This window comes from Vreelandella aquamarina, assembly GCF_020075495.1.
In the GTDB taxonomy this organism is placed as follows: Bacteria; Pseudomonadota; Gammaproteobacteria; order Pseudomonadales; family Halomonadaceae; genus Vreelandella; species Vreelandella aquamarina_A.
This window is the reverse complement of the sequence record NZ_JABYQT010000005.1, coordinates 17,458-37,127: the sequence shown is the minus strand read 5'-3', so window position 1 is coordinate 37,127 and position 19,670 is coordinate 17,458. Positions and strand designations below refer to the sequence as shown.

General features: G+C 57.1%; 16 protein-coding genes. 4 read left to right on the top strand and 12 right to left on the bottom strand.

Annotated elements, in window-relative coordinates; all coding sequences use genetic code 11:
• Positions 1–72: 72 nt before the first annotated feature.
• Together cysS and HW452_RS09620 are read right to left on the bottom strand one after the other, a co-directional pair.
• Entirely contained in the window at positions 73–1,467 is a 1,395-nt protein-coding gene (cysS, locus tag HW452_RS09625) for a cysteine--tRNA ligase (protein ID WP_224105891.1), read from the bottom strand.
• Between the two features lie 11 nt (positions 1,468–1,478).
• Positions 1,479–3,101 carry a glutamine--tRNA ligase/YqeY domain fusion protein gene (locus tag HW452_RS09620; RefSeq protein ID WP_317986343.1) on the bottom strand — a complete coding sequence of 541 codons (1,623 nt, stop codon included), beginning with the start codon at positions 3,099–3,101 and terminating at the stop codon, positions 1,479–1,481.
• Between HW452_RS09620 and HW452_RS17650 the strand changes: the two genes are divergently transcribed.
• From HW452_RS17650 to HW452_RS09605, 3 genes are read left to right on the top strand one after another with little or no spacing between them, the layout of a single operon-like run.
• A complete protein-coding gene (locus HW452_RS17650) occupies positions 3,027–3,341 on the top strand; it encodes a hypothetical protein (protein WP_224106100.1) in 315 nt (104 codons plus the stop codon). The two genes, HW452_RS09620 and HW452_RS17650, sit on opposite strands and share 75 nt — an antisense overlap.
• On the top strand, positions 3,313–3,813 hold the full coding sequence (locus HW452_RS09610; RefSeq protein ID WP_224105890.1) for a peptidylprolyl isomerase: 501 nt from the start codon (positions 3,313–3,315) through the stop codon (positions 3,811–3,813). Before HW452_RS17650 ends, HW452_RS09610 begins: the two co-directional genes overlap by 29 nt.
• Positions 3,814–3,826: 13 nt before the next feature.
• Positions 3,827–4,600: a UDP-2,3-diacylglucosamine diphosphatase gene (locus HW452_RS09605; RefSeq protein WP_224105889.1), complete on the top strand. Its 774-nt coding sequence runs from the start codon at positions 3,827–3,829 to the stop codon at positions 4,598–4,600.
• A 76-nt stretch (positions 4,601–4,676) separates the two neighbouring features.
• Here HW452_RS09605 and HW452_RS09600 read toward each other — a convergent pair whose 3' ends face one another.
• The 6 genes from HW452_RS09600 to tig all read right to left on the bottom strand — a co-directional run bounded on the left by HW452_RS09600 (position 4,677) and on the right by tig (position 13,088).
• Positions 4,677–6,494, bottom strand: a complete 1,818-nt coding sequence (locus HW452_RS09600; RefSeq protein ID WP_224105888.1) for a SurA N-terminal domain-containing protein — start codon at positions 6,492–6,494, stop codon at positions 4,677–4,679.
• Between the two features lie 147 nt (positions 6,495–6,641).
• Positions 6,642–6,914, bottom strand: coding sequence for an HU family DNA-binding protein (locus HW452_RS09595; protein ID WP_087111465.1), 273 nt, complete (start codon positions 6,912–6,914; stop codon positions 6,642–6,644).
• Between the two features lie 190 nt (positions 6,915–7,104).
• Positions 7,105–9,507, bottom strand: coding sequence for an endopeptidase La (lon, locus tag HW452_RS09590; protein ID WP_224105887.1), 2,403 nt, complete (start codon positions 9,505–9,507; stop codon positions 7,105–7,107).
• Positions 9,508–9,697: 190 nt separating this feature from the next.
• Positions 9,698–10,978 carry an ATP-dependent Clp protease ATP-binding subunit ClpX gene (gene clpX, locus HW452_RS09585; protein WP_224105886.1) on the bottom strand — a complete coding sequence of 427 codons (1,281 nt, stop codon included), beginning with the start codon at positions 10,976–10,978 and terminating at the stop codon, positions 9,698–9,700.
• Between the two features lie 74 nt (positions 10,979–11,052).
• A complete protein-coding gene (clpP, locus tag HW452_RS09580; RefSeq protein ID WP_106373911.1) occupies positions 11,053–11,670 on the bottom strand; it encodes an ATP-dependent Clp endopeptidase proteolytic subunit ClpP in 618 nt (205 codons plus the stop codon).
• 65 nt (positions 11,671–11,735) lie between these two features.
• On the bottom strand, positions 11,736–13,088 hold the full coding sequence (gene tig, locus HW452_RS09575; RefSeq protein ID WP_224105885.1) for a trigger factor: 1,353 nt from the start codon (positions 13,086–13,088) through the stop codon (positions 11,736–11,738).
• A gap of 186 nt (positions 13,089–13,274) precedes the next feature.
• Here tig and HW452_RS09570 point away from each other — a divergent pair, with 186 nt between their 5' ends.
• Positions 13,275–15,839, top strand: a complete 2,565-nt coding sequence (locus HW452_RS09570; protein ID WP_317986339.1) for an EAL domain-containing protein — start codon at positions 13,275–13,277, stop codon at positions 15,837–15,839.
• A gap of 2 nt (positions 15,840–15,841) precedes the next feature.
• On the opposite strand, the gene HW452_RS09565 is transcribed toward HW452_RS09570, so the two are convergent.
• The 4 genes from HW452_RS09565 to pheT form a co-directional block, all read right to left on the bottom strand.
• Positions 15,842–16,216, bottom strand: coding sequence for a hypothetical protein (locus HW452_RS09565; RefSeq protein WP_224105883.1), 375 nt, complete (start codon positions 16,214–16,216; stop codon positions 15,842–15,844).
• 1 nt (position 16,217) lies between these two features.
• A complete protein-coding gene (locus tag HW452_RS09560; protein ID WP_224105882.1) occupies positions 16,218–16,679 on the bottom strand; it encodes a flavodoxin in 462 nt (153 codons plus the stop codon).
• 240 nt (positions 16,680–16,919) lie between these two features.
• Complete coding sequence (locus HW452_RS09555; RefSeq protein ID WP_224105881.1) at positions 16,920–17,219, bottom strand: integration host factor subunit alpha; 300 nt, start codon at positions 17,217–17,219, stop codon at positions 16,920–16,922.
• A gap of 63 nt (positions 17,220–17,282) precedes the next feature.
• Positions 17,283–19,664 carry a phenylalanine--tRNA ligase subunit beta gene (pheT, locus tag HW452_RS09550; protein WP_224105880.1) on the bottom strand — a complete coding sequence of 794 codons (2,382 nt, stop codon included), beginning with the start codon at positions 19,662–19,664 and terminating at the stop codon, positions 17,283–17,285.
• Positions 19,665–19,670 lie beyond the last annotated feature (6 nt).

Below are 19,670 nucleotides of genomic sequence, written 5' to 3'. Positions count from 1 at the left end.
TCTATAAACCTCAGTATAAGAGGCATTCAAAGGGTTACCAGACGCCGCCCCCAGTACCTGACAATTGCACACTTACTGGGGTGATTCGATAACCCAGGTAGTCCCCTCTCTTGAATCCTTGAGGATAATGCCGAGTGCAGCCAGCTCGTCGCGAATGGCGTCTGCCCGAGTAAAATCCTTATCCGCCTTCGCCGCCTTGCGTTGCGCAATCTTCTCCTCGATTGCCGCCTCGTCAAGTGCAACTCCCTGCTGCTGGGCGCCTTTCAAGAACGCCTGGGCCGATTGCTGAAGCAGGCCCAGCACATCCGCCAGTTGCCGCAATTCCGCCGCCAAGGCGGGCGCGTTTTCCGGTGTGTCGCTCTTGGCCCGGTTCACTTCCCGTGCCAGGTCAAACAGCACGGCAAGCGCTTCGGGCGTGTTGAAGTCATCATCCATGGCGGCGGTAAAGCGCTCGCGATAAGCGCTTGCCGCTTCTACCTGAGCCTCAGCCTCGACACCATCGAGCGCAGTGTAAAGGCGCGTCAGCGATTTACGTGCCTCGACCAGGGAATCCACCGAGTAATTGATGGCGCTACGGTAGTGGCTTGCCACCAGCAGATAGCGCACCACTTCAGGGTCGTGCTCCGCCAGTACGTCACGAATGGTGAAGAAGTTGCCCAGGGATTTGGACATCTTCTCCTGGTTCACGCGTACTGCGCCGGCATGCATCCAGGTGTTGACGTAGGTCTTGCCCGTGGCGGCTTCGGACTGGGCGATCTCGTTTTCATGGTGCGGAAAGGTCAGATCGGGCCCGCCGCCATGAATATCAAAGGTTTCACCCAGGCAGCAGGTCGACATCGCCGAGCACTCGATATGCCAGCCGGGGCGACCGTTACCCCAAGGCGAGGACCAATGAGCCTCACCCGGCTTGGCCGCTTTCCAGAGCACGAAATCGAGCGGGTCCTCTTTATGAAGGTCTACCTCTACCCGTGCGCCTGAGCGCATGTCGTCCAGCTGGCGGTTATTGAGCTTGCCGTAGTCTGTGAACCTGCGCACTCGGTAGTACACATCACCATTATCGGCCGGATAGGCATAACCTTTATCGATCAGGGTTTCGATCATCGCCACGATATCGCCGATATGCCCCGTTGCGCGGGGCTCCTGGCTTGGTGGCAGCACGTGCAGCCGCGCTTCGTCTTCGTGCATGGCCGCGATCATGCGCTCGGTGAGCGCCGTGATGCTTTCGCCGTTTTCATCGGCACGCTTCAATATCTTGTCGTCGATATCGGTGATATTGCGCACATAGGTGACGTCATAGCCACGGTGACGCAGGTAGCGGGTAATCACGTCAAATGCCACCATGACGCGGGCGTGGCCAAGGTGGCAATAGTCATACACCGTCATGCCGCAGACATACATGCTCACCTTACCCGCGATTAGCGGCGTAAACGGTTCCTTGCGACGTGTCAGCGTATTGTAAATTTGCATATGACGATTCCTTAACCCTTCTGTTTGATTTTCGCCCAGCTGTCTTTCAGTCCTACGGTACGGTTGAACACCAGTTGACCCGGCTTGGAAAGGTGACGATCAGCGCAGAAGTACCCCATGCGCTCGAACTGGAAGCGATCTTCCGGCGCGGCGTTGGCAAGGCTCGGCTCGCCGATGGCCTGACAGATGACCAGAGATTCCTTGTTCAAGTGTTCCAGGAAATCGACATCCTTGTCACGGTCCGGCTGCTCGACCATGAACAGGTTGTCATACAGACGTACTTCCATGGGCACACCATGCGTGGCGCTGACCCAATGAACCACGCCTTTTACCTTGCGCCCTTCCGGGTTCTTGCCAAGGGTGTCGAAATCCACCGAGCAGCGCAGCTCGACCACCTCGCCGGCGTCGTCCTTGACCACTTCATCACAGCGGATGACGTAGCTGTTGCGCAAGCGCACTTCCTTGCCCGGCGCCAGGCGGAAGAACTTCTTGGGAGCATCTTCCATGAAGTCGTCCTGGTCGATGTACAGCTCGCGACCAAACGGCACCTTGCGCATCGCCATATCGTCACGCGCAGGGTGACCCGGCACGTCGTACACCTCTTCGTGATCTTCGGCCACATTGGTCAGCACGATCTTGAGCGGTTTCAGCACGCACATGGCGCGGGGTGCGTTATCTTCAAGGTCCGAGCGAATCGCGTGGGTCAGCATGGCAATATCGACAAGCCCGCCATCGGCCCGAGTCACGCCGATCATTTCGCAGAACTTGCGAATCGAGGCCGGCGTATAGCCACGCCGACGCATGCCGGAAATGGTCGGCATACGCGGGTCATCCCAGCCGTCCACGATCTGCTCATCGACCAACAGCTTCAGCTTGCGCTTGGAGGTCAGGGTATAGTCGAGATTCAGGCGGGCAAACTCGATCTGGCGCGGCTTGCTGGGCACCGGCAGATTGTCGAGGAACCACTCATAAAGGGGACGGTGGTCTTCGAACTCCAGGGTGCAGATCGAGTGCGTGATCCCCTCGATGGCGTCGGACTGACCGTGCGTGAAGTCGTAGGAGGGGTAGATCTTCCACTTGTCGCCGGTCTGGTGATGACTTGCATGACGAATGCGATAAAGAATCGGGTCACGCAGATTGATGTTCGGCGAGGCCATATCGATCTTGGCACGCAGCACTTTTTCACTCTCGCCGAACTCGCCCAGGCTCATGCGCTCCAGAAGGTCCAGATTTTCTTCGACGCTGCGTTCGCGGTAGGGGCTTGGCTTGCCAGGCGCCGTCAGGGTGCCGCGGTATTCGCGGATCTCGTCCGGCGACAGGTCGTCCACGTAGGCCTTGCCTTCACGAATCAGGTGCTGTGCCCAGGCGTAGAGCTGGTCGAAGTAGTCTGACGCAAAACGTACCGGCCCCGCCCACTTGAAGCCCAGCCAGCTGACGTCTTCCTTGATCGCATCGATATACGCCTGCTCCTCCTTCGCCGGGTTGGTGTCGTCAAAACGCAGATGACACTCGCCACCCATCTGCTCCGCCAGCCCGAAGTTCAGACAGATCGACTTGGCATGGCCGATATGCAGAAAGCCGTTTGGCTCTGGAGGGAAACGCGTCACGATTTTGGTGACCTGGCCGCCCTCGATCTCGTCGCGTACTTGGTTGCGAATGAAGTTCGGCGCTGGGGTGGTCTCGTTGGTCATGGTGGTGTTGAAAACCTCGTGGTGGATGGCGTGCCGGGCAACCAATGCCTACCCTTGAAGGTAGCGCTTCGCGGTGCCGAGCAAAACCGCTATTATAGCGTGACGCCGATGCACAGCGCCAAGGCGAACGCCTTTATTGAACAGGAATTTATCTATGATCGTATTACAGACGAACTTCGGTGACATCACCATCGCGCTCAACCACGAAAAAGCGCCAGCAACGGCGGCCAACTTCGAGCAGTATGTAAAGGAAGGATTCTACGATGGCACCCTGTTTCACCGGGTCATCGATGGATTCATGGTGCAAGGCGGCGGCTTTGATCAGGATTTCAACCAGAAGCCGACCCGCGACCCGATCGAGAACGAAGCCGACAATGGCCTGAAGAATACCGTGGGCACGCTTGCCATGGCGCGCACCCAGGACCCCCACTCCGCAACGGCTCAGTTCTTCATCAACGTGGGCGACAACAGCTTCCTCGACCATAGCGGCAAAAGCCTGCAGGGCTGGGGCTATGCAGTGTTTGGTGAAGTAGTAGATGGCATGGACGTGGTCAACACCATCAAGGGTGTCAGCACTACCCGCCGCGGCATGCATGCCGACGTTCCTGCTGAAGACGTGGTCATCGAGCGCGCCTACGTCAAGGATGCGGAATAACTCCGGGAGCTTTATGCGCACTCTGCTTGTAGCCGATATGCACTTGAGCAGCGATACCCCTGAGATCAATCAGGGGTTCTATCGCTATCTGGAACATACCGCTCAGGGGGCAAACGCTCTCTACATACTGGGCGATCTTTTTGATGCCTGGATAGGCGATGACCTGCTCGATACGCCCCATCCCTTGGGTACGGTGGCACACGAAGTGATCCAACGCCTCAGGGCCTTGAGTGACAGCGGCACGGCGGTGTATTTCTGTCACGGCAATCGTGATTTTCTGCTGGGTGAGCGGTTCATCACTCAATGCCGTGCGACGCTGTTGTCCGATGTGCAGGAAGTCGAGCTTGAGGGCATGTCCGTGGTACTGCTTCACGGTGACACCCTTTGTACCCAGGACGACGCTTATATGGCATTTCGTCGGCAATCGCGCGACCCGCAGTGGCAGGCGCAGATTCTTGCCATGCCGCTTGAGCAGCGGATGGAGCTCGCCAAGAGCCTGCGTATGCAATCAGGAGATGCAAACGCCGGCAAGGCCGAGGCAATCATGGATGTAACTCCCCAGGAAGTAGTGGCTGTCATGGAGCACTTTGGGGTAACCACCATGATCCACGGTCATACGCACCGCCCCCATGTCCATGAACTGACTGTCGAAGACGTACCTGCCAAACGGTTCGTGCTAGGTGATTGGGATACGCAACACGGCTGGGACATCGTCGTCGATTCGTCAGAGCATCCCCCTGCGGTCGCGCTGCGTCAGTTCCCGCTGAGCACCCCGCCCAGCACCTGACGTTCAGCGCAGCTCGAGCGTGCAGCAAAAAGCCGATCAAACATGATCGGCTTTTTGGTTATGGCAATACCTGCAACTAGCGTTCGATATCTGCGTCGCGGTAAAGCTCCGCTATCAAGCCTTGAATGACCGTCTGAGCACGCAATTGCTCGGCCATCTGAGCAACGAAACCCTGCATCTGCTCGTCAATGTCGCCATCGGAGACTTCATCCAGCGCCACGACTGCCACGCCCTGCGGTAGATTGATCGCCCGATAGCGACTCTCCCCCGCCTCGGGATGAGGCATCTTGAACACTTCCTGAACCAGCACCTGCGGCAACGCAGCTTCGGACTGCCGGGTGACATTGTCCGCTTCGAGCCAATCTACGCCAAGGGCCTCTCCTGCTTCAAGCCGTGCGGTCATGGCCTGAGCCTGCTCGAGTAACGCCTGCTGTCGCTGCTGCGACGCAACCGCCTGCTCGACGTCGTCGCGCACGTCTTCGAGTCCGATCAGCGTAGCCTCGCGATGTTCGGCTACCCGCAACACCAGGCGGCGATCGTCGTCCAGCTCGATGACTTCACTGTTGTAGCCGTTGTCGAGCACTTCTTCGTTAAACGCTTCATCGAGGACACCCGGCTCGGACAACACGCCCTCGCCCTCACCACGAGCAAGCCAGTTGGTCTGATGGAGCGTCAGCCCCAGGTCATTCGCCACACTCTGCAGATCATCGGCAGCGAAGCTTTCGTCGATGAGCTGTTGCACTTTGGCATTGAAATCGTCATTGACCTCATTCAAGGCAACGTTCTGACGCAGCATATCGCGCTGCTCTTCAAACGAGGGTGCCTCGATCTCGGTGACCTGAACAATATGGAAGGCACCATCCATTTCCACGATGTCGGATATCTGCCCTTCTTCCAGCGAGAAAGCGGCGTTATCGAACGCATCACCAAAGATGCCGCGCGAGATGACGCCCAGGTCGCCAGCCTGTTCTGCACTGGCCGTATCGTCTGAGTAGCGTAGAGCGGTATCGGCAAAGGATTCGCCTTGCTCCAGTGCCTCGCGAGCCGTAGTGGCAATCTCCTGCGCCTCTTCACGGGTGCGCTCATCGCCAAACGTTACCATGATGTGCGAAACGCGCCGGTCTGCATCGCGGTTCTGTTCGCGCCACGCATCTCGCAGCGTCTGTTCGTCTACATCACTTTCAGACGCCATGGCCTGACGATCAATCATCACGTACTCGACGCGAACCTGCTCGGGGCGTTCAAACCGCGCCTGGTTGGCGTCGTAGTATGCCTGCATCTGCTCATCGGTAACATCGATATCAACATCGATATCGGTGCTATCGAGCAGCACATAGCGGAAGCTGCGCGCCTGGCGCTGCAGCTCGGCCAGCCGTGCCTGCTCACTGGGCAGGCTGAAGTCACTGAACGCCAGACCCTGCTGAAGCTGCTGACGCTTGATATCAAGGCGCAGGTCCTCACGGAAGGATACCGGCGAATAGCCAGCCCCCGCCAGGCGGTTACGGAAGATATCAGCAGAAAAACGGCCGTTCTGATCGTGAAACTCGGGAAGATTCACAATGATCTGGTCCAGCTGGGCATCCGACACATGAAACCCACCGTCGTCTGCATACTGGGTCAAAAGCTGCTGAGTGATCAGTTGGTCGAGCATGTCGTTACGCAGGGCACGCTCCTGCTCTGGCGGCACCTGACCCGAGCGCAGCGCTCGCTGCACTTCAAGCTCAACCTGCTGGCGCATGATGGGCTCGCCGTTGACACTGGCGACCTCATTGGGATCACTGCCAAATACGCTGAACAGGGATTCAACACCGAACAGCGCCATGGCTGCCACCATGAGACCGATAATAATTTTGGCGCCCCAGCTTCTGGAGCCATCTCGAATACTTTGCAGCATGCTAGCCTCAGATCAACACAGCCATACAAATACACCCTTGTCGTCCGAAAAGCGTTTTCGGATAACCCCTTAAATACCCGCCCAGAAAATAACATGGGCGCATCGCGGATGCGATGCGCCCATTAGCTTACCGTAAACGCGGGTCAATTAGTTGACGGCGTCTTTCAGAGCCTTGCCTGCTTTGAAGCCAGGAACTTTTGCTGCCTTGATTTCGATAGGCTGGCCAGTCTGCGGGTTGCGGCCAGTACGCGCAGCACGCTCTTTGATCGCGAAGGTACCAAAACCTACCAGCGAAACGCTTTCACCTTTCTTGAGGCTATCGGTGACAGACTCCACCATGGCATCCAATGCGCGGGTTGCCGCTGCTTTAGGAATATCGGCAGATGCGGCAATGGCTTCAATCAGCTCGGACTTATTCACACTTCACCCCTTAACTGTTTCAAAAAATGGCTCTGAACGGCACGGTCACCAGAAAGTACAACCTCAAAGCGTAGCTGCGTTTTATAGCAATGCCTTGAAACCCCTGTCAAGCAACCGCGCCGTGAAATGCCCGCCACATAAGGCGTTGGGCAAATTTACTAAGTAAAATTAAAGACCGATGGCTTTAACATCAATGGGTATTGGCGACCGTCGTGGCGTTGAACGATGCTTCAGTGGTTTTTAAGGACGCACTGTCACCGTTTTCATCACTCACCAGCGCCACCGCCAATACATCATCTATCCAACGTACCGGGCGAATATCCAGTGGTCCCTTGATATTTTCCGGTACTTCCTTGAGATCACGGCGGTTTTCTTCAGGAATCAGGACGGTCTTTATACCACCACGGCGGGCTGCCAGCAATTTCTCCTTTAGCCCACCAATCGGCAATACCTCACCGCGAAGGTTCACTTCGCCGGTCATGGCCACGTCGCAGCGTACCGCTCGCTGCGTGTAGGCGGATACCATGGCCGTTACCATCGCGATGCCGGCACTCGGACCATCCTTCGGCGTGGCGCCTTCGGGTACGTGGATATGCAGGTCTTCGCTTTCAAAACGCGCCGGGTCGATACCGAAGTTTATCGCACGTGCCTTGACAACCGTTTGCGCCGCGCTGACCGATTCTTTCATTACATCGCCGAGCGAGCCAGTCTTGTTGATACGCCCCTTGCCCGGTGTTACCACTGACTCGATGTTTAGAAGCTCCCCGCCTACGGAGGTCCAGGCAAGGCCCGTCACGCGCCCTACCTGGTCGTCCTGCTCGGCCAGGCCGTAGCTGTAGCGCCGAACGCCTGCATACTCTTCGATCTGCTCTGCCGAAAGGGTCTGGGTCTTGTCGAGCTTCTTTTTCTCGAGACGCTCGCGCAGTACCTTGCGGCTTACCTTGGCCACCTGGCGCTCGAGCTCGCGCACCCCCGCTTCGCGGGTATAGTAGCGGATCAATTCGAGCAGGGCGTCATCATTGAGCACCAGCTCGCTATCCTTGAGTCCATTGGCAGCCAGTTGCTTGGGCAACAAGTAGCGCTTGGCAATCGCCAGCTTCTCATCTTCGGTGTAGCCCGGCAGACGAATGATCTCCATGCGGTCCAACAGCGGCCCCGGAATATTCATGGAGTTGGCCGTGCAGATGAACAGCGTCTCGGAAAGATCGTAATCGAGCTCCAGGTAGTGGTCGCTGAAGCTGTTGTTCTGCTCCGGGTCCAGCACCTCAAGCAGCGCCGATGCTGGGTCGCCACGATGATCCATGCCGAGCTTGTCGACTTCATCAAGCAAGAACAGAGGATTCTTGACGCCCGCTCGGCTCATGCGCTGCATCAGCTTGCCGGGAAGGGACCCGATGTAGGTGCGCCGATGACCACGAATTTCCGACTCATCGCGAACACCGCCCAGTGCCAGACGTACATATTTGCGGTTGGTGGCACGCGCAATCGACTGGCCAAGCGATGTCTTTCCGACCCCGGGTGGCCCCACCAGACAGAGCACCGGCCCCTTCATCTTGCGCACGCGCTTTTGAACGGCCAGGTACTCGAGAATACGCTCCTTGACCTCTTCAAGCCCGTAGTGGTCTTCATCGAGCACTTCCTGAGCCTTGACCAGGTCATGCTTGACACGGGTGCGCTTTTTCCACGGAATCGCGATCAACCAGTCCAGATAAGAGCGGACTACCGTCGCCTCGGCGGAGTTGGTCGCCATCATCTTGAGCTTGTTGAGTTCTTGCGTCGCCTTGTCGGAAGCCTCCTGAGGCATTCCCGACTCCTTGATCGCCTGTTCGTACTTTTCCGCCTCGTTAGGTACGTTATCAAGCTCGCCCATCTCTTTCTGGATGGCTTTCATCTGCTCGTTGAGGTAGTACTCGCGCTGGGTCTTTTCCATCTGCTCCTTGACCCGGGAGCGAATGCGCTTTTCAACCTGAAGCAGATCGATTTCGGACTCGATGAGCGCCATCAAATGCTCGATACGATCGCGCACTCGATCCATTTCCAGAAGTTCCTGCTTGTCGCCGATCTTGAGCGACAAGTGAGCGCAGATGGTGTCCACCAATCGGCTTGGGTCTTCGATACCGGAAAGCGAATTGAGCACCTCATTAGGCACTTTCTTGGACAACTTGACGTACTGCTCGAACTGATTGAGCAGTACGCGAACCAGGGCTTCCTGCTCGCGGGTGGTCAGTGGCTCACTTTCACGCGGGGAAAAGAACGCTTGAGTATAGCCTGCCTCGTTCTCTTCGATGTCAAGCACGTCCGCCCGGAAACTGCCCTCGATAAGCACCTTGACCGTACCGTCAGGTAGCTTGAGAAGCTGCATGATATCGGCCACGGTACCCATGGCATAAAGGTCGGTATTGTCCGGCTCGTCTTGAGAAGCTTCGCGTTGAGCCACCAGCATGACGCGTTTATCAGCCTCCATTGCCGCTTCGAGGGCCTGGATCGACTTTTCACGTCCTACAAACAGGGGAATGACCATCTGCGGATAAACCACGACATCCCGCAATGGCAATAGGGGTAGACATTGAGTCTGTTCGGCGTTCTGCTGCATCGCAGACGTTCCTCAACAAATCGGATGCGCACTTGATTAGACAACGGATCAAGTACATCACTGTATGAAAAGTACTACGCAGTGTAGAGCATGCTACGCAGTGACACCTTATGAACAACAAGGGGTCGCATAGGCGACCCCTCGTGGTAGCGCAAGCGGCTGACGCTAGGCCGCAACTAGTAATCCGTCATCAGCCGTCAGTACCGTCGACCCGAGCCTCTTCCTGGTTCGAATACATCAGCAAGGGCTCGCTTTCGCCGGCAATCACCGACTCATCGATGACCACTTTGCTGACATTCTCCAGCGAAGGAATTTCATACATGCTGTCTAGCAGTACTGACTCGAGAATGGAGCGCAGCCCGCGTGCGCCGGTCTTGCGCTCCATGGCCTTGGCGGCCACAGCACGCAGTGCCTCGTCTCTGAACTCGAGCGTCACGTCTTCCATCTCGAAGAGCTTGGAATACTGCTTGACCAGCGAGTTCTTCGGCTCCGTCAGAATCTGGATCAACGCATCCTCGGTAAGCTCGGTCAGCGTGGCGATGACCGGCAGGCGGCCCACGAACTCGGGAATCAGGCCGAACTTGACCAGATCGTCGGGCTCGACACCCGCCAGAAGCTCGCCCACTCCGCGCGAGGACTCCTTGCTCTTGACGCTGGCATTGAAACCGATGCCGCCCTTTTCTGCGCGGTCACGAATGACTTTATCCAGACCGGCAAAGGCACCGCCGACGATGAACAGGATATTGGCAGTATTTACCTGCACGAATTCCTGCTGCGGATGCTTGCGCCCGCCCTGAGGCGGCACCGAGGCAGTCGTACCCTCGATCAGCTTGAGCAGGGCCTGCTGTACACCCTCGCCGGATACGTCGCGAGTAATGGACGGATTGTCGGACTTGCGTGAAATCTTGTCGATCTCGTCAATGTAGACAATGCCGCGCTCGGCTTTCTCGACGTCGTAATCGCACTTCTGCAGAAGCTTCTGGATGATGTTTTCTACATCTTCACCCACATAGCCTGCTTCCGTCAGCGTGGTGGCGTCGGCAATGGTAAAAGGTACGTTCAATAAACGCGCCATGGTTTCCGCCAGCAACGTCTTGCCGCTACCGGTGGGGCCGATGAGCAGAATATTGGATTTACCTAGTTCAACATCGCCATCACGCACGTCGCTCTTCAGACGCTTGTAGTGGTTATAAACCGCGACGGACAGCACCATCTTGGCGCGGTCCTGTCCGATGACGTAGTCATCGAGTGTATGGCGAATTTCGCGAGGCGTAGGTAAACGCTCCTCATCGCTCTCGGCATCGGCTTCGAGAACTTCCTCGCGAATGATGTCATTACACAAGTCGACACACTCATCGCAGATATATACGGACGGGCCAGCAATCAGCTTACGTACTTCGTTCTGGTTTTTTCCGCAGAACGAGCAGTAGAGTAGTTTGCCACCTTCATCCTTGCCTTTGCCGTCGGCCATTAGCGTACCTCTGTCACTGCGGCGGCTTGCACCGCCATAAAAGCTCGTTAGAAAAGCAAAACCTCATCACGCTATCAGGATGTAGGCCGCTTATCCAGCACTGCGTCAATCAAGCCATACTCTTGAGCTTTATTGGCGCTCATGAAGTTGTCGCGATCCGTGTCACGGGCAACCGTTTCCAGATCCTGACCGGTATGATGAGCGAGGATCTGGTTAAGCTTCTCGCGGATACCCAGAATTTCACGCGTATGTATCTCGATATCAGACGCCTGGCCTTGATAGCCGCCCAGCGGCTGGTGAATCATGACACGCGAGTTGGGCAGACAGTAACGCTTGCCGGCAGCCCCTGCCGTCAGGAGCAGTGCGCCCATGCTGGCCGCCTGACCGATACACACGGTAGAGACGTCAGGCTTGATGAACTGCATGGTGTCATAGATCGACATACCCGCGGTTACCGAGCCGCCTGGCGAGTTGATGTACAGATGAATATCCTTGTCGGGATTTTCCGACTCGAGGAACAGCATCTGGGCAACGACCAGGTTGGCCATGTAGTCTTCGACGGGGCCAACCAGGAAAATGACACGCTCTTTCAGCAGACGCGAGTAGATGTCGTAGGCTCTTTCCCCTTTGGCGCTCTGCTCAACCACCATGGGCACTAGACCGCCGGCGTTTTGAATATCAAATTCACTCATTCAGGTGATTCCTTGCGTCCGGTGAGGGAAAGGCGCACCGCGTGCGATGCGCCGCTGACGGGTACTTAGGCGTTTGCCTGCTCGCCCTCTTCGGCACCCTCGTCTTGCTCAGCCTGCTGCTGAGCGGCAGCCAATGCTTGCTGATAAGACATTTCAACGTCTTTAACGTTCGTTTGTTCAAGCAGCTTGTCAACCGCCTTCTCTTCGAGAATGGCAGATTTCACCTGGGTTTTCAGCTGCTCGTTGCTCATGTAGTACTCGATCACCTCGGAAGGATCCTGATACTGTTCGGCAAGCTCTTCGACCTTCGCCTTGATGGCGCTGTCATCGGCATCAAGCTCGTTGGACTTGATCACTTCCGCCAGCAGCAGACCTACCTGAACACGGCTCTTGGCCTGCTCTTCGAACAGCTCGTTAGGCAGTTGACTGACATCGAAGTCTTCGCCCAGACCGAACTGCTGCGCTGCCTGGCGCTTCATGGCGTCGGTTTCCTGCTGCACAAGCGCGCTCGGTACCGGAATATCGTTGGCGCTCTTCAGCGCATCCAGCACCTGCTGCTTGACGCGGTTGTCGACTGCCTGTGACGCTTCACGCGTCATGTTCTTCTTGATCTCGGCACGGAATTTTTCCTGGTCACCGTCTTCGACACCAAAGCGCTCGATGAAGGCAGCATCCACTTCCGGCAGCTGCTGGGTGCTGACCTTGTGCACGGTCACCTTGAAGCTTGCTTCCTTGCCGGCCAGATGCTCAGCCTGGTAATCCGCCGGGAAGGTTACGTTGAGCGTTTTCTCTTCACCGGCCTTGGTGCCGATCAGCTGCTCTTCAAAGCCCGGGATGAAGCTGTTGGAACCAATGACCAGTGCGTGGCCTTCGGCGCTACCGCCTTCAAACGGCTCGTCGCCAATGAAACCCTGGAAATCGATGGTGACCTGATCGCCATCGGCCGCCGCTGCATCGGTTTCCTGCCAGTCGGCGTTCTGCTTGCGCAGCGTTTCGATCATTTCATCAACGTCGGCATCGCTTACGTTGACTACCGGGCGCTCGACCTCGGTACCTTCGATAGAAGCCAGCTCGACTTCAGGATAGATCTCCATGGTCGCCACGAACTCGAGATCCTTGCCTTCCTGATTCACTTTCGGCTCGATCTGAGGATAGCCAGCAGGATTGAGGTTCTCATCAGTAATGGCACGCACGTAGCGCTCGCGCATTACCTCGCCTACCACTTCGCTGCGTACGCTGTCACCGTAACGCTGACGAACCACTGCCATCGGAACCCGGCCCTGGCGAAAACCATTCAAACGAACGTTTTTCGCGGTATCTTTCAAGCGAGTGCTGACAGCCTCGTCGATTTCGGCAGCCGGTACCTGAATAGTGATACGGCGTTCGATCTGGGAGGTTGTCTCGACGGAAACTTGCATGAATTGTCCTCTAGCGGCTGGGCGTCATGTTGACTGTGTTTAATAAGATCAAAGGGGCAATTTTAAGAACCCTGGCGCACCGTGGCAAGCGCCATGCTCGCAAGATGGGGGCACAGGTATCAATTACAAGGCAATAAGTGACTTATTTGTCACTTTTAGACCGAGAATCACTTCAATCACTGCCTGATGCGATATCCTGTCTCTTTCAACGATCTTTTGCCAGCCATCGTATCGATACTCATGTCTATTCATCAAGACTTACCCATTTCACGCGTCATGCAAACCGGCATTCTTCAGTGCACGAAAGATACACCGCTCAGCGAAGCCGCAAGACGCATGACCGATCGTTGCTGCAGCTCGATTGTCATCATGGAAAATCATAAGGCGGTGGGAATCTGGACCGAACACGACGCGCTGTCGATCAACTTCAGCACGCTGTCAGCGCTGAACAAGCCAATCGCGACGTTCATGTCACAGCCGGTGCACACCGCCTCCGGGCAGATGCTTTTGAGCGAAGCCGCCCTGCTTCTCAATACACACAAGGTGCGCCACCTGGTCGTTATCGATGAGGCGAGCCGCCCTGTGGGTATCATTTCGCAAACCGATATCGTCATGAACCAGGGACTTGAGCCCTACCTGCGCCTGCGTGAAGTGCATGCCGCCATGCGGCGCGACCCGCTGCTCATCGAAGGGTCGCTCAGCGTAGCCGATGCAGCAGCCCGCATGCGCACCCACCAGCAGGATGCCGCCATCATCGTTGACGACCACCAGCTAGGCATCGTTACCGAACGCGACCTCGTATCGTTTATCGCCAATCGATCAGACGACACCCCGGTGATACAGCTGTCGAGCAAGCCGTTGCTCAGCGTCACGGAGTCCACCCCACTGATCAATGCGCGTGACCTGCTGATCAATCACCGCATTCGCCATCTGGTCGTACGTGACAGCCAGGAGAAGATCGTTGGCTTGCTGGGCTTTGGCGACATCCTGTCAGGAGCGGAGTACCTGTACCTGGCCGATCTGCGTGAGGCATTGACCCAGCGGGATCAAGCACTGGCACGTTCGCGCCAACATCTGCAGCTGGCCGAGCGGGTCATCGACTCTTCGCTTGAAGGCATCATCATTACCGATGCCGATGCATGCATCGAGTTCGTTAACCCGGCCTTTACTCACCTGACCGGCTATACGCTCGAGGAAGTGGCGGGCAAGAAACCCAGTATACTGGGTTCAGGCCGCCAGGATGCCGACTTCTACGAGCAGATGTGGGCCTCTTTGAAAGTCAGCGGATACTGGCGCGGCGAGGTCTGGAACCGGCGTAAATCCGGCGAGCTCTATCTCGAGCTCTTGACCATCACGGCCATAAAGGATGATAGCGGCGTTACCCAGCACTACGCCGGGCTTTTCTCGGACATCACCCATGTACGCGAAAACGAGGAACAGATTCGGCACCTCGCCTATTACGATGTTCTGACTCGTCTCCCCAACCGCCGCTTGCTCGAAGATCGTATCACCCTGGCCATTCGTCACGCCCACCGTGAGGCTCAGCAGATAGCCGTCATATTTATCGATCTTGATCATTTCAAGCAGGTCAACGATACGCTGGGGCATGCGCTAGGCGACGAGCTGTTGCTCGAGGTTGCCGCCCGAATGACTCTCAGGCTGCGCGAGGACGATACGCTGGCCCGCCTGGGAGGCGATGAGTTCATTGCGCTGCTGCCCGACATCAGCGGGTTTACAGAAGCATCCAGCGCGGCGCAGCGGTTGATCGATGCCGTCAGCGCACCCTATACGTTAAAGGGGCACAGCTTTCGAATCGGGTGCAGTATCGGCATCAGCCTGTATCCAGACGATGGCGATACGCCGGAAGTGCTCATCCAGCATGCCGATGCTGCGATGTACCGCGCCAAGCGCGAAGGCCGCAATACATATCGCCTCTATCAAGCCGATGTAGACCGCAAGCTGCGCGACCAGTTGAGCATGGAAACGGCGCTGCGCAACGCCGTCGACACCGGCGACGGCCTGTACATGGCTTACCAGCCGCTAGTAAGCCGCAAGACACGCCAGCTGGTTTCAGCCGAGGCACTCGTTCGCTGGACTCATCCGGTGCGCGGCAATATCGGCCCGGATGACTTCATTCCCCTGGCGGAAAGCTCCGGGCTTATTCTGCCTCTTGGGGATCGCGTCATGGATCTGGTGCTTGATGATATGCACCAATGGCGCGCCAGCGGTAAATCACTGGTACCGGTCGCCATCAATTTGTCTTCAGCACAGTTCTGGCAGCCCGATTTCGTCCAGACGATCGCTCAGAAGCTTCAGCATCACGCCATTGCGCCCTCGCTGATAACCTTCGAGCTGACCGAAAGCATACTGCTCAACCGTCAGGCGGAGGGAGCCGCCGTGCTCCACGAGTTACGCGCCCTGGGCTGCAAAATTGCACTGGATGACTTCGGAACCGGCTATTCGTCCCTGAGCTACCTGCACAACATCCCGGCTCATGCACTTAAGATTGATCGAAGCTTCATTGAAGTCTTGCACGATGAAACCCACAACAGCCAGGCCATCGTGGCTGCCATTGCAAGTCTTGCCCGAGAACTCGATTTGAAAGTGGTCGCAGAGGGGGTCGAGACAGAGCAGCAGTGGCAGCAACTAGGCGAGTATGGGATCGACATCATTCAGGGGTACTACATCGCCCGGCCACAGCCCGCCGGGCAATTTGTCGAGCTTCTCGGCACGCTTACGCATGAACGGTGACTTTATGGTGGTGGTTCAGATGCCCACCACAGACTTAGCGTATGAAGCAGCAAGCCGCAGGTGGCGGCATGAGAGATAAACACCTCCCAGCTGATCCAGGAGGTGAACAGCGCGTGCCAGGCGCCCATTATCAACGCGCCCAAGGTGAACATGGCCACAAGACGAAGGCATAGGCGCGGTAACAGCCTGCGCTGCTCGGCAGCTAAAAGACGCCACTGAACCACGCTGGCCACGGCTACCAGCACCACCCCCATCATGATCAGGGTTTGCCGCGTTTCGTGACCACTTGCCATGAAACGCGGCAAGGCAGCCAGCATCAATACGCAAAGCCCAAGCGCCACGCTTATGCGCTCTGCCGAATAAGGCCTGACCTGCATATCAGGCCCCCTTGAGCTGCTGTTCATCGATCCAGGTTTCTACCCAGGGAACCGCTGCATCGTCGGCCATGAAGGTTTCCATGGCATCGATTTCCAGACGCTCACCCAGGCGATGCGCGCCATGCTCTTCGAGCAAAGCATCCAGTTGCCGCCCGGCACCACAAAAGGTGTCAGCGTAGGAGCTATCGCCCAGAGCAATCAGACCATAGCGTAAAGACGCAAGCGAGGGGCTCTTGTCATTCAGGCTGCGCACGAAGGGGACGAAGTTACCTGGGTAATCCCCACTACCCGTGGTCGAGATCACGAACAGGGAAATGCCCTCATCACTGGTCACATCGTCCAGGGTAGGCTGCTCGGCGATACTCACATCGAACCCGGCGGCTTCAAAGAGCGGCTTGACCTGCTCGGCAACATCCAAGGCACCGCCGTACATGGTACCCACCAGTATATTCAGCTGAGGCATCACTACCTTCCTGTATTCAGAGTGTTCCAAGGCCGGCTTAGAGGATCAATCAGGGCCTTCAACGTCGCCCGAATAGTAACATACCGCATCAGAAAGGCGCATTTCACTGGCCCTGCTGGCAGGTGGTGCGTCGACCTGGCCACCGATACGTCCCGGCTGTTGACGGCGCCTGGCATGATCAGTTCGCATAAAAAAATGGAGCGCACGAAGGCGCTCCATTTGTATCGCTATAGGTGAGTCCTACTTGCTCTTCACGTAGTGCTCGACCTGCTGCTTCAGCTTTTGACCCGGGCGAAAGGTCACCACGCGACGCGCCGAAATGGGAATTTCTTCGCCGGTCTTGGGATTGCGCCCAGGCCGCTCACGCTTATCACGCAAGTCGAAGTTGCCAAAACCTGACAGCTTGACCTGCTCGTTTTCCCGTAAGCAGGCTCGAATCTCTTCGAAGAAAGCTTCGACCATTGCTTTTGCTTCCCGCTTGGACAGCGCCAGCTCGGTATGTAAATGCTCCGCCAGCTCTGCTTTGGTCAACGCACCCATAAGACCCTCCTTGTAGCAAACGCATTGCCAAGAACGTGATAAGCGTCGTGTCGCGTATTGTTATCAGCCGCGCAGCTCAGCCTCAAGCTGGACACGCACTTGTGTCACGATGGAATCTATCAACTGATTGATTTCTTCGTCGTTTAGCGTGCGTGAAGGATGCTGCCAGGTCAAGCCCAATGCAATACTCTTGTGACCTTCCACGACGCCCTTACCAGCATAGACATCAAATAGCGTGATGTCTTTCAGGTAATCGCCAGCCTCGGCCCTGACGCAATCCAGCAGTGCCTGCACCGGTACGTCGTTCTTGAGGGTAAACGCCAGATCACGGCGCACTTCCGGATAGCGCGACAGAGCCTCGAAGGCAGGGATACTGCCCCGGCTCAATGCATCCAGGCGCACCTCGAACAGTACCGCATCGACTTTCAGCCCAAGCGTGGCGCGCACCTGGGGATGCAACGTACCAATCCAGCCTGCGTGCTCGCCATTGAACAGGATCTCGGCACTCTGCCCCGGATGAAGCGCCGGATGCTCGGCAGGTTCGAAACGCCAGGCGTCAAGATTTCCCCCCAGCGCCAGCAGGCTTTCGAGATCGCCTTTCAAGTCGTAGAAATCGATACGTTCTTTTGTACCGCTCCACCCTTCCGATTCACGGCTACCACAGGCCAGAGCCCCCATCATGGGGATTTGCGACAGCTGATCCAGCTCACCGTTGAACACAAGCCCGGTCTCGAAAAGACGGACGCGGGTCTGCTGACGATTCAAGTTGTGTTCCATGGCGCGCACCAGACCGGGAAACAGACTGGCGCGCATTACCGAGAGATCGGCGGAGATCGGATTGGCCAGCACCGGAGACACCGCATCCGGCAGCAGAGCGGCCTGGAGTTCGGGCGCGACGAAGCTGTAGGTGACGGCTTCCTGGAAACCACGGGCAACCATCTGGCGGCGCAGCTGCGCCTGAGTCAACTTCGCCTCGTCTGCCGAGCGCAGCGCAAGCCGCGCCGCCGGGCGCCGAACGGGCAGATTGTTGTAGCCATGAATACGCGCGACCTCCTCGATCAGGTCTTCTTCGATGGCCATATCAAAGCGCCAGCTGGGCGCAGTTACCGACCACCCTTCCGCCTGGCGAGACACATCAAGCCCCAGACCCTCGAGAATATCGGTAACGTCGTCGACAGCGAGCTTTTTGGAAAGCGCACTCTCGAGCCGTGAGTCGCGCAGCAGAATAGTACCAGGCACGGGCAGATGGGCGCTGCTTGATGTTTCGCAGACAGGTCCGGGCTCGCCGCCACAGATATCGATCAGCAGCCGCGTGGCACGCTCGACCGCCACACCGGCCAATTGCGGGTCTACACCACGCTCGAACCGATGAGATGCATCGGTATGCAGGCCATAGGAGCGCGCCTGCCCGGCGATGGCAAGCGGGGTGAAAAAGGCTGACTCAAGAAAAATCGACTGAGTAGCTTCGCTGACGCCTGAATTCTCGCCCCCCATGATGCCCGCCATGGCGAGTGGCCCGGACTCGTCGGCAATGACCAGTGTTTCAGGACGCAGGGCTACCTGTTGGCCATCCAGCAGGGTCAGCTGCTCGCCTGCCTGAGCCAGGCGCACGATGATACGGCCGTTTAGATTATTGCGATCGAAGGCGTGCAGCGGCTGGCCAAGTTCCAGCATGACGTAGTTGGTAACATCCACGACAGGATCAATGGAACGAATGCCGCTGCGCCGGAGGCGCTCGACCATCCACAGTGGCGTTGGAGCCTTGACGTTTACCCCATTGATGACCCGCCCGACATAACGCGGGCATTTCTCAGGCGCCTCGACACTGACGGCAAATGTATCGTCGATGTTCGCTTTTACCGGCTCGATATCAGGCTCGCTGAGCATCAGGCGGTTGAGAACGCCGACTTCCCGTGCCAGCCCCTTGAGGCTCAGGCAATCTCCCCGGTTGGGTGTCAGGTCCACCTCGATGGTCATGTCATCAAGGTGCATGAACTCACGAAAATCAACACCTACTGGCGCGGACTCAGGCAGCACCAGAATACCCGGTGAAGCTTCCTCCTCGAGCCCAAGCTCGGATGCCGAGCAAATCATGCCCCGTGATTCAACGCCACGCAGCTTGGCTTTCTTGATCTTGAAGTCGCCCGGCAGCACCCCACCCACCTGAGCAAATGGAATTTTCTGGCCAACTTCGACGTTGGCGGCACCACACACGACCTGCACGGGCGCATCAGAGCCGTCATTGACCGTGCAGACGTTCAACTTGTCGGCATCCGGGTGCTTTTCCTTGGTCAGCACTTCGGCCACCACAACGCCGCTAAACGAGGCAGCGACCGGCTCGACGGCATCCACTTCCAAACCGGCCATGGTGATCTGGTCGGCAATAGCCTGTGTGCTAAGCTGCGGTGAGACCCATTCGCGCAGCCACTGTTCTGAAAATTTCATGATCGT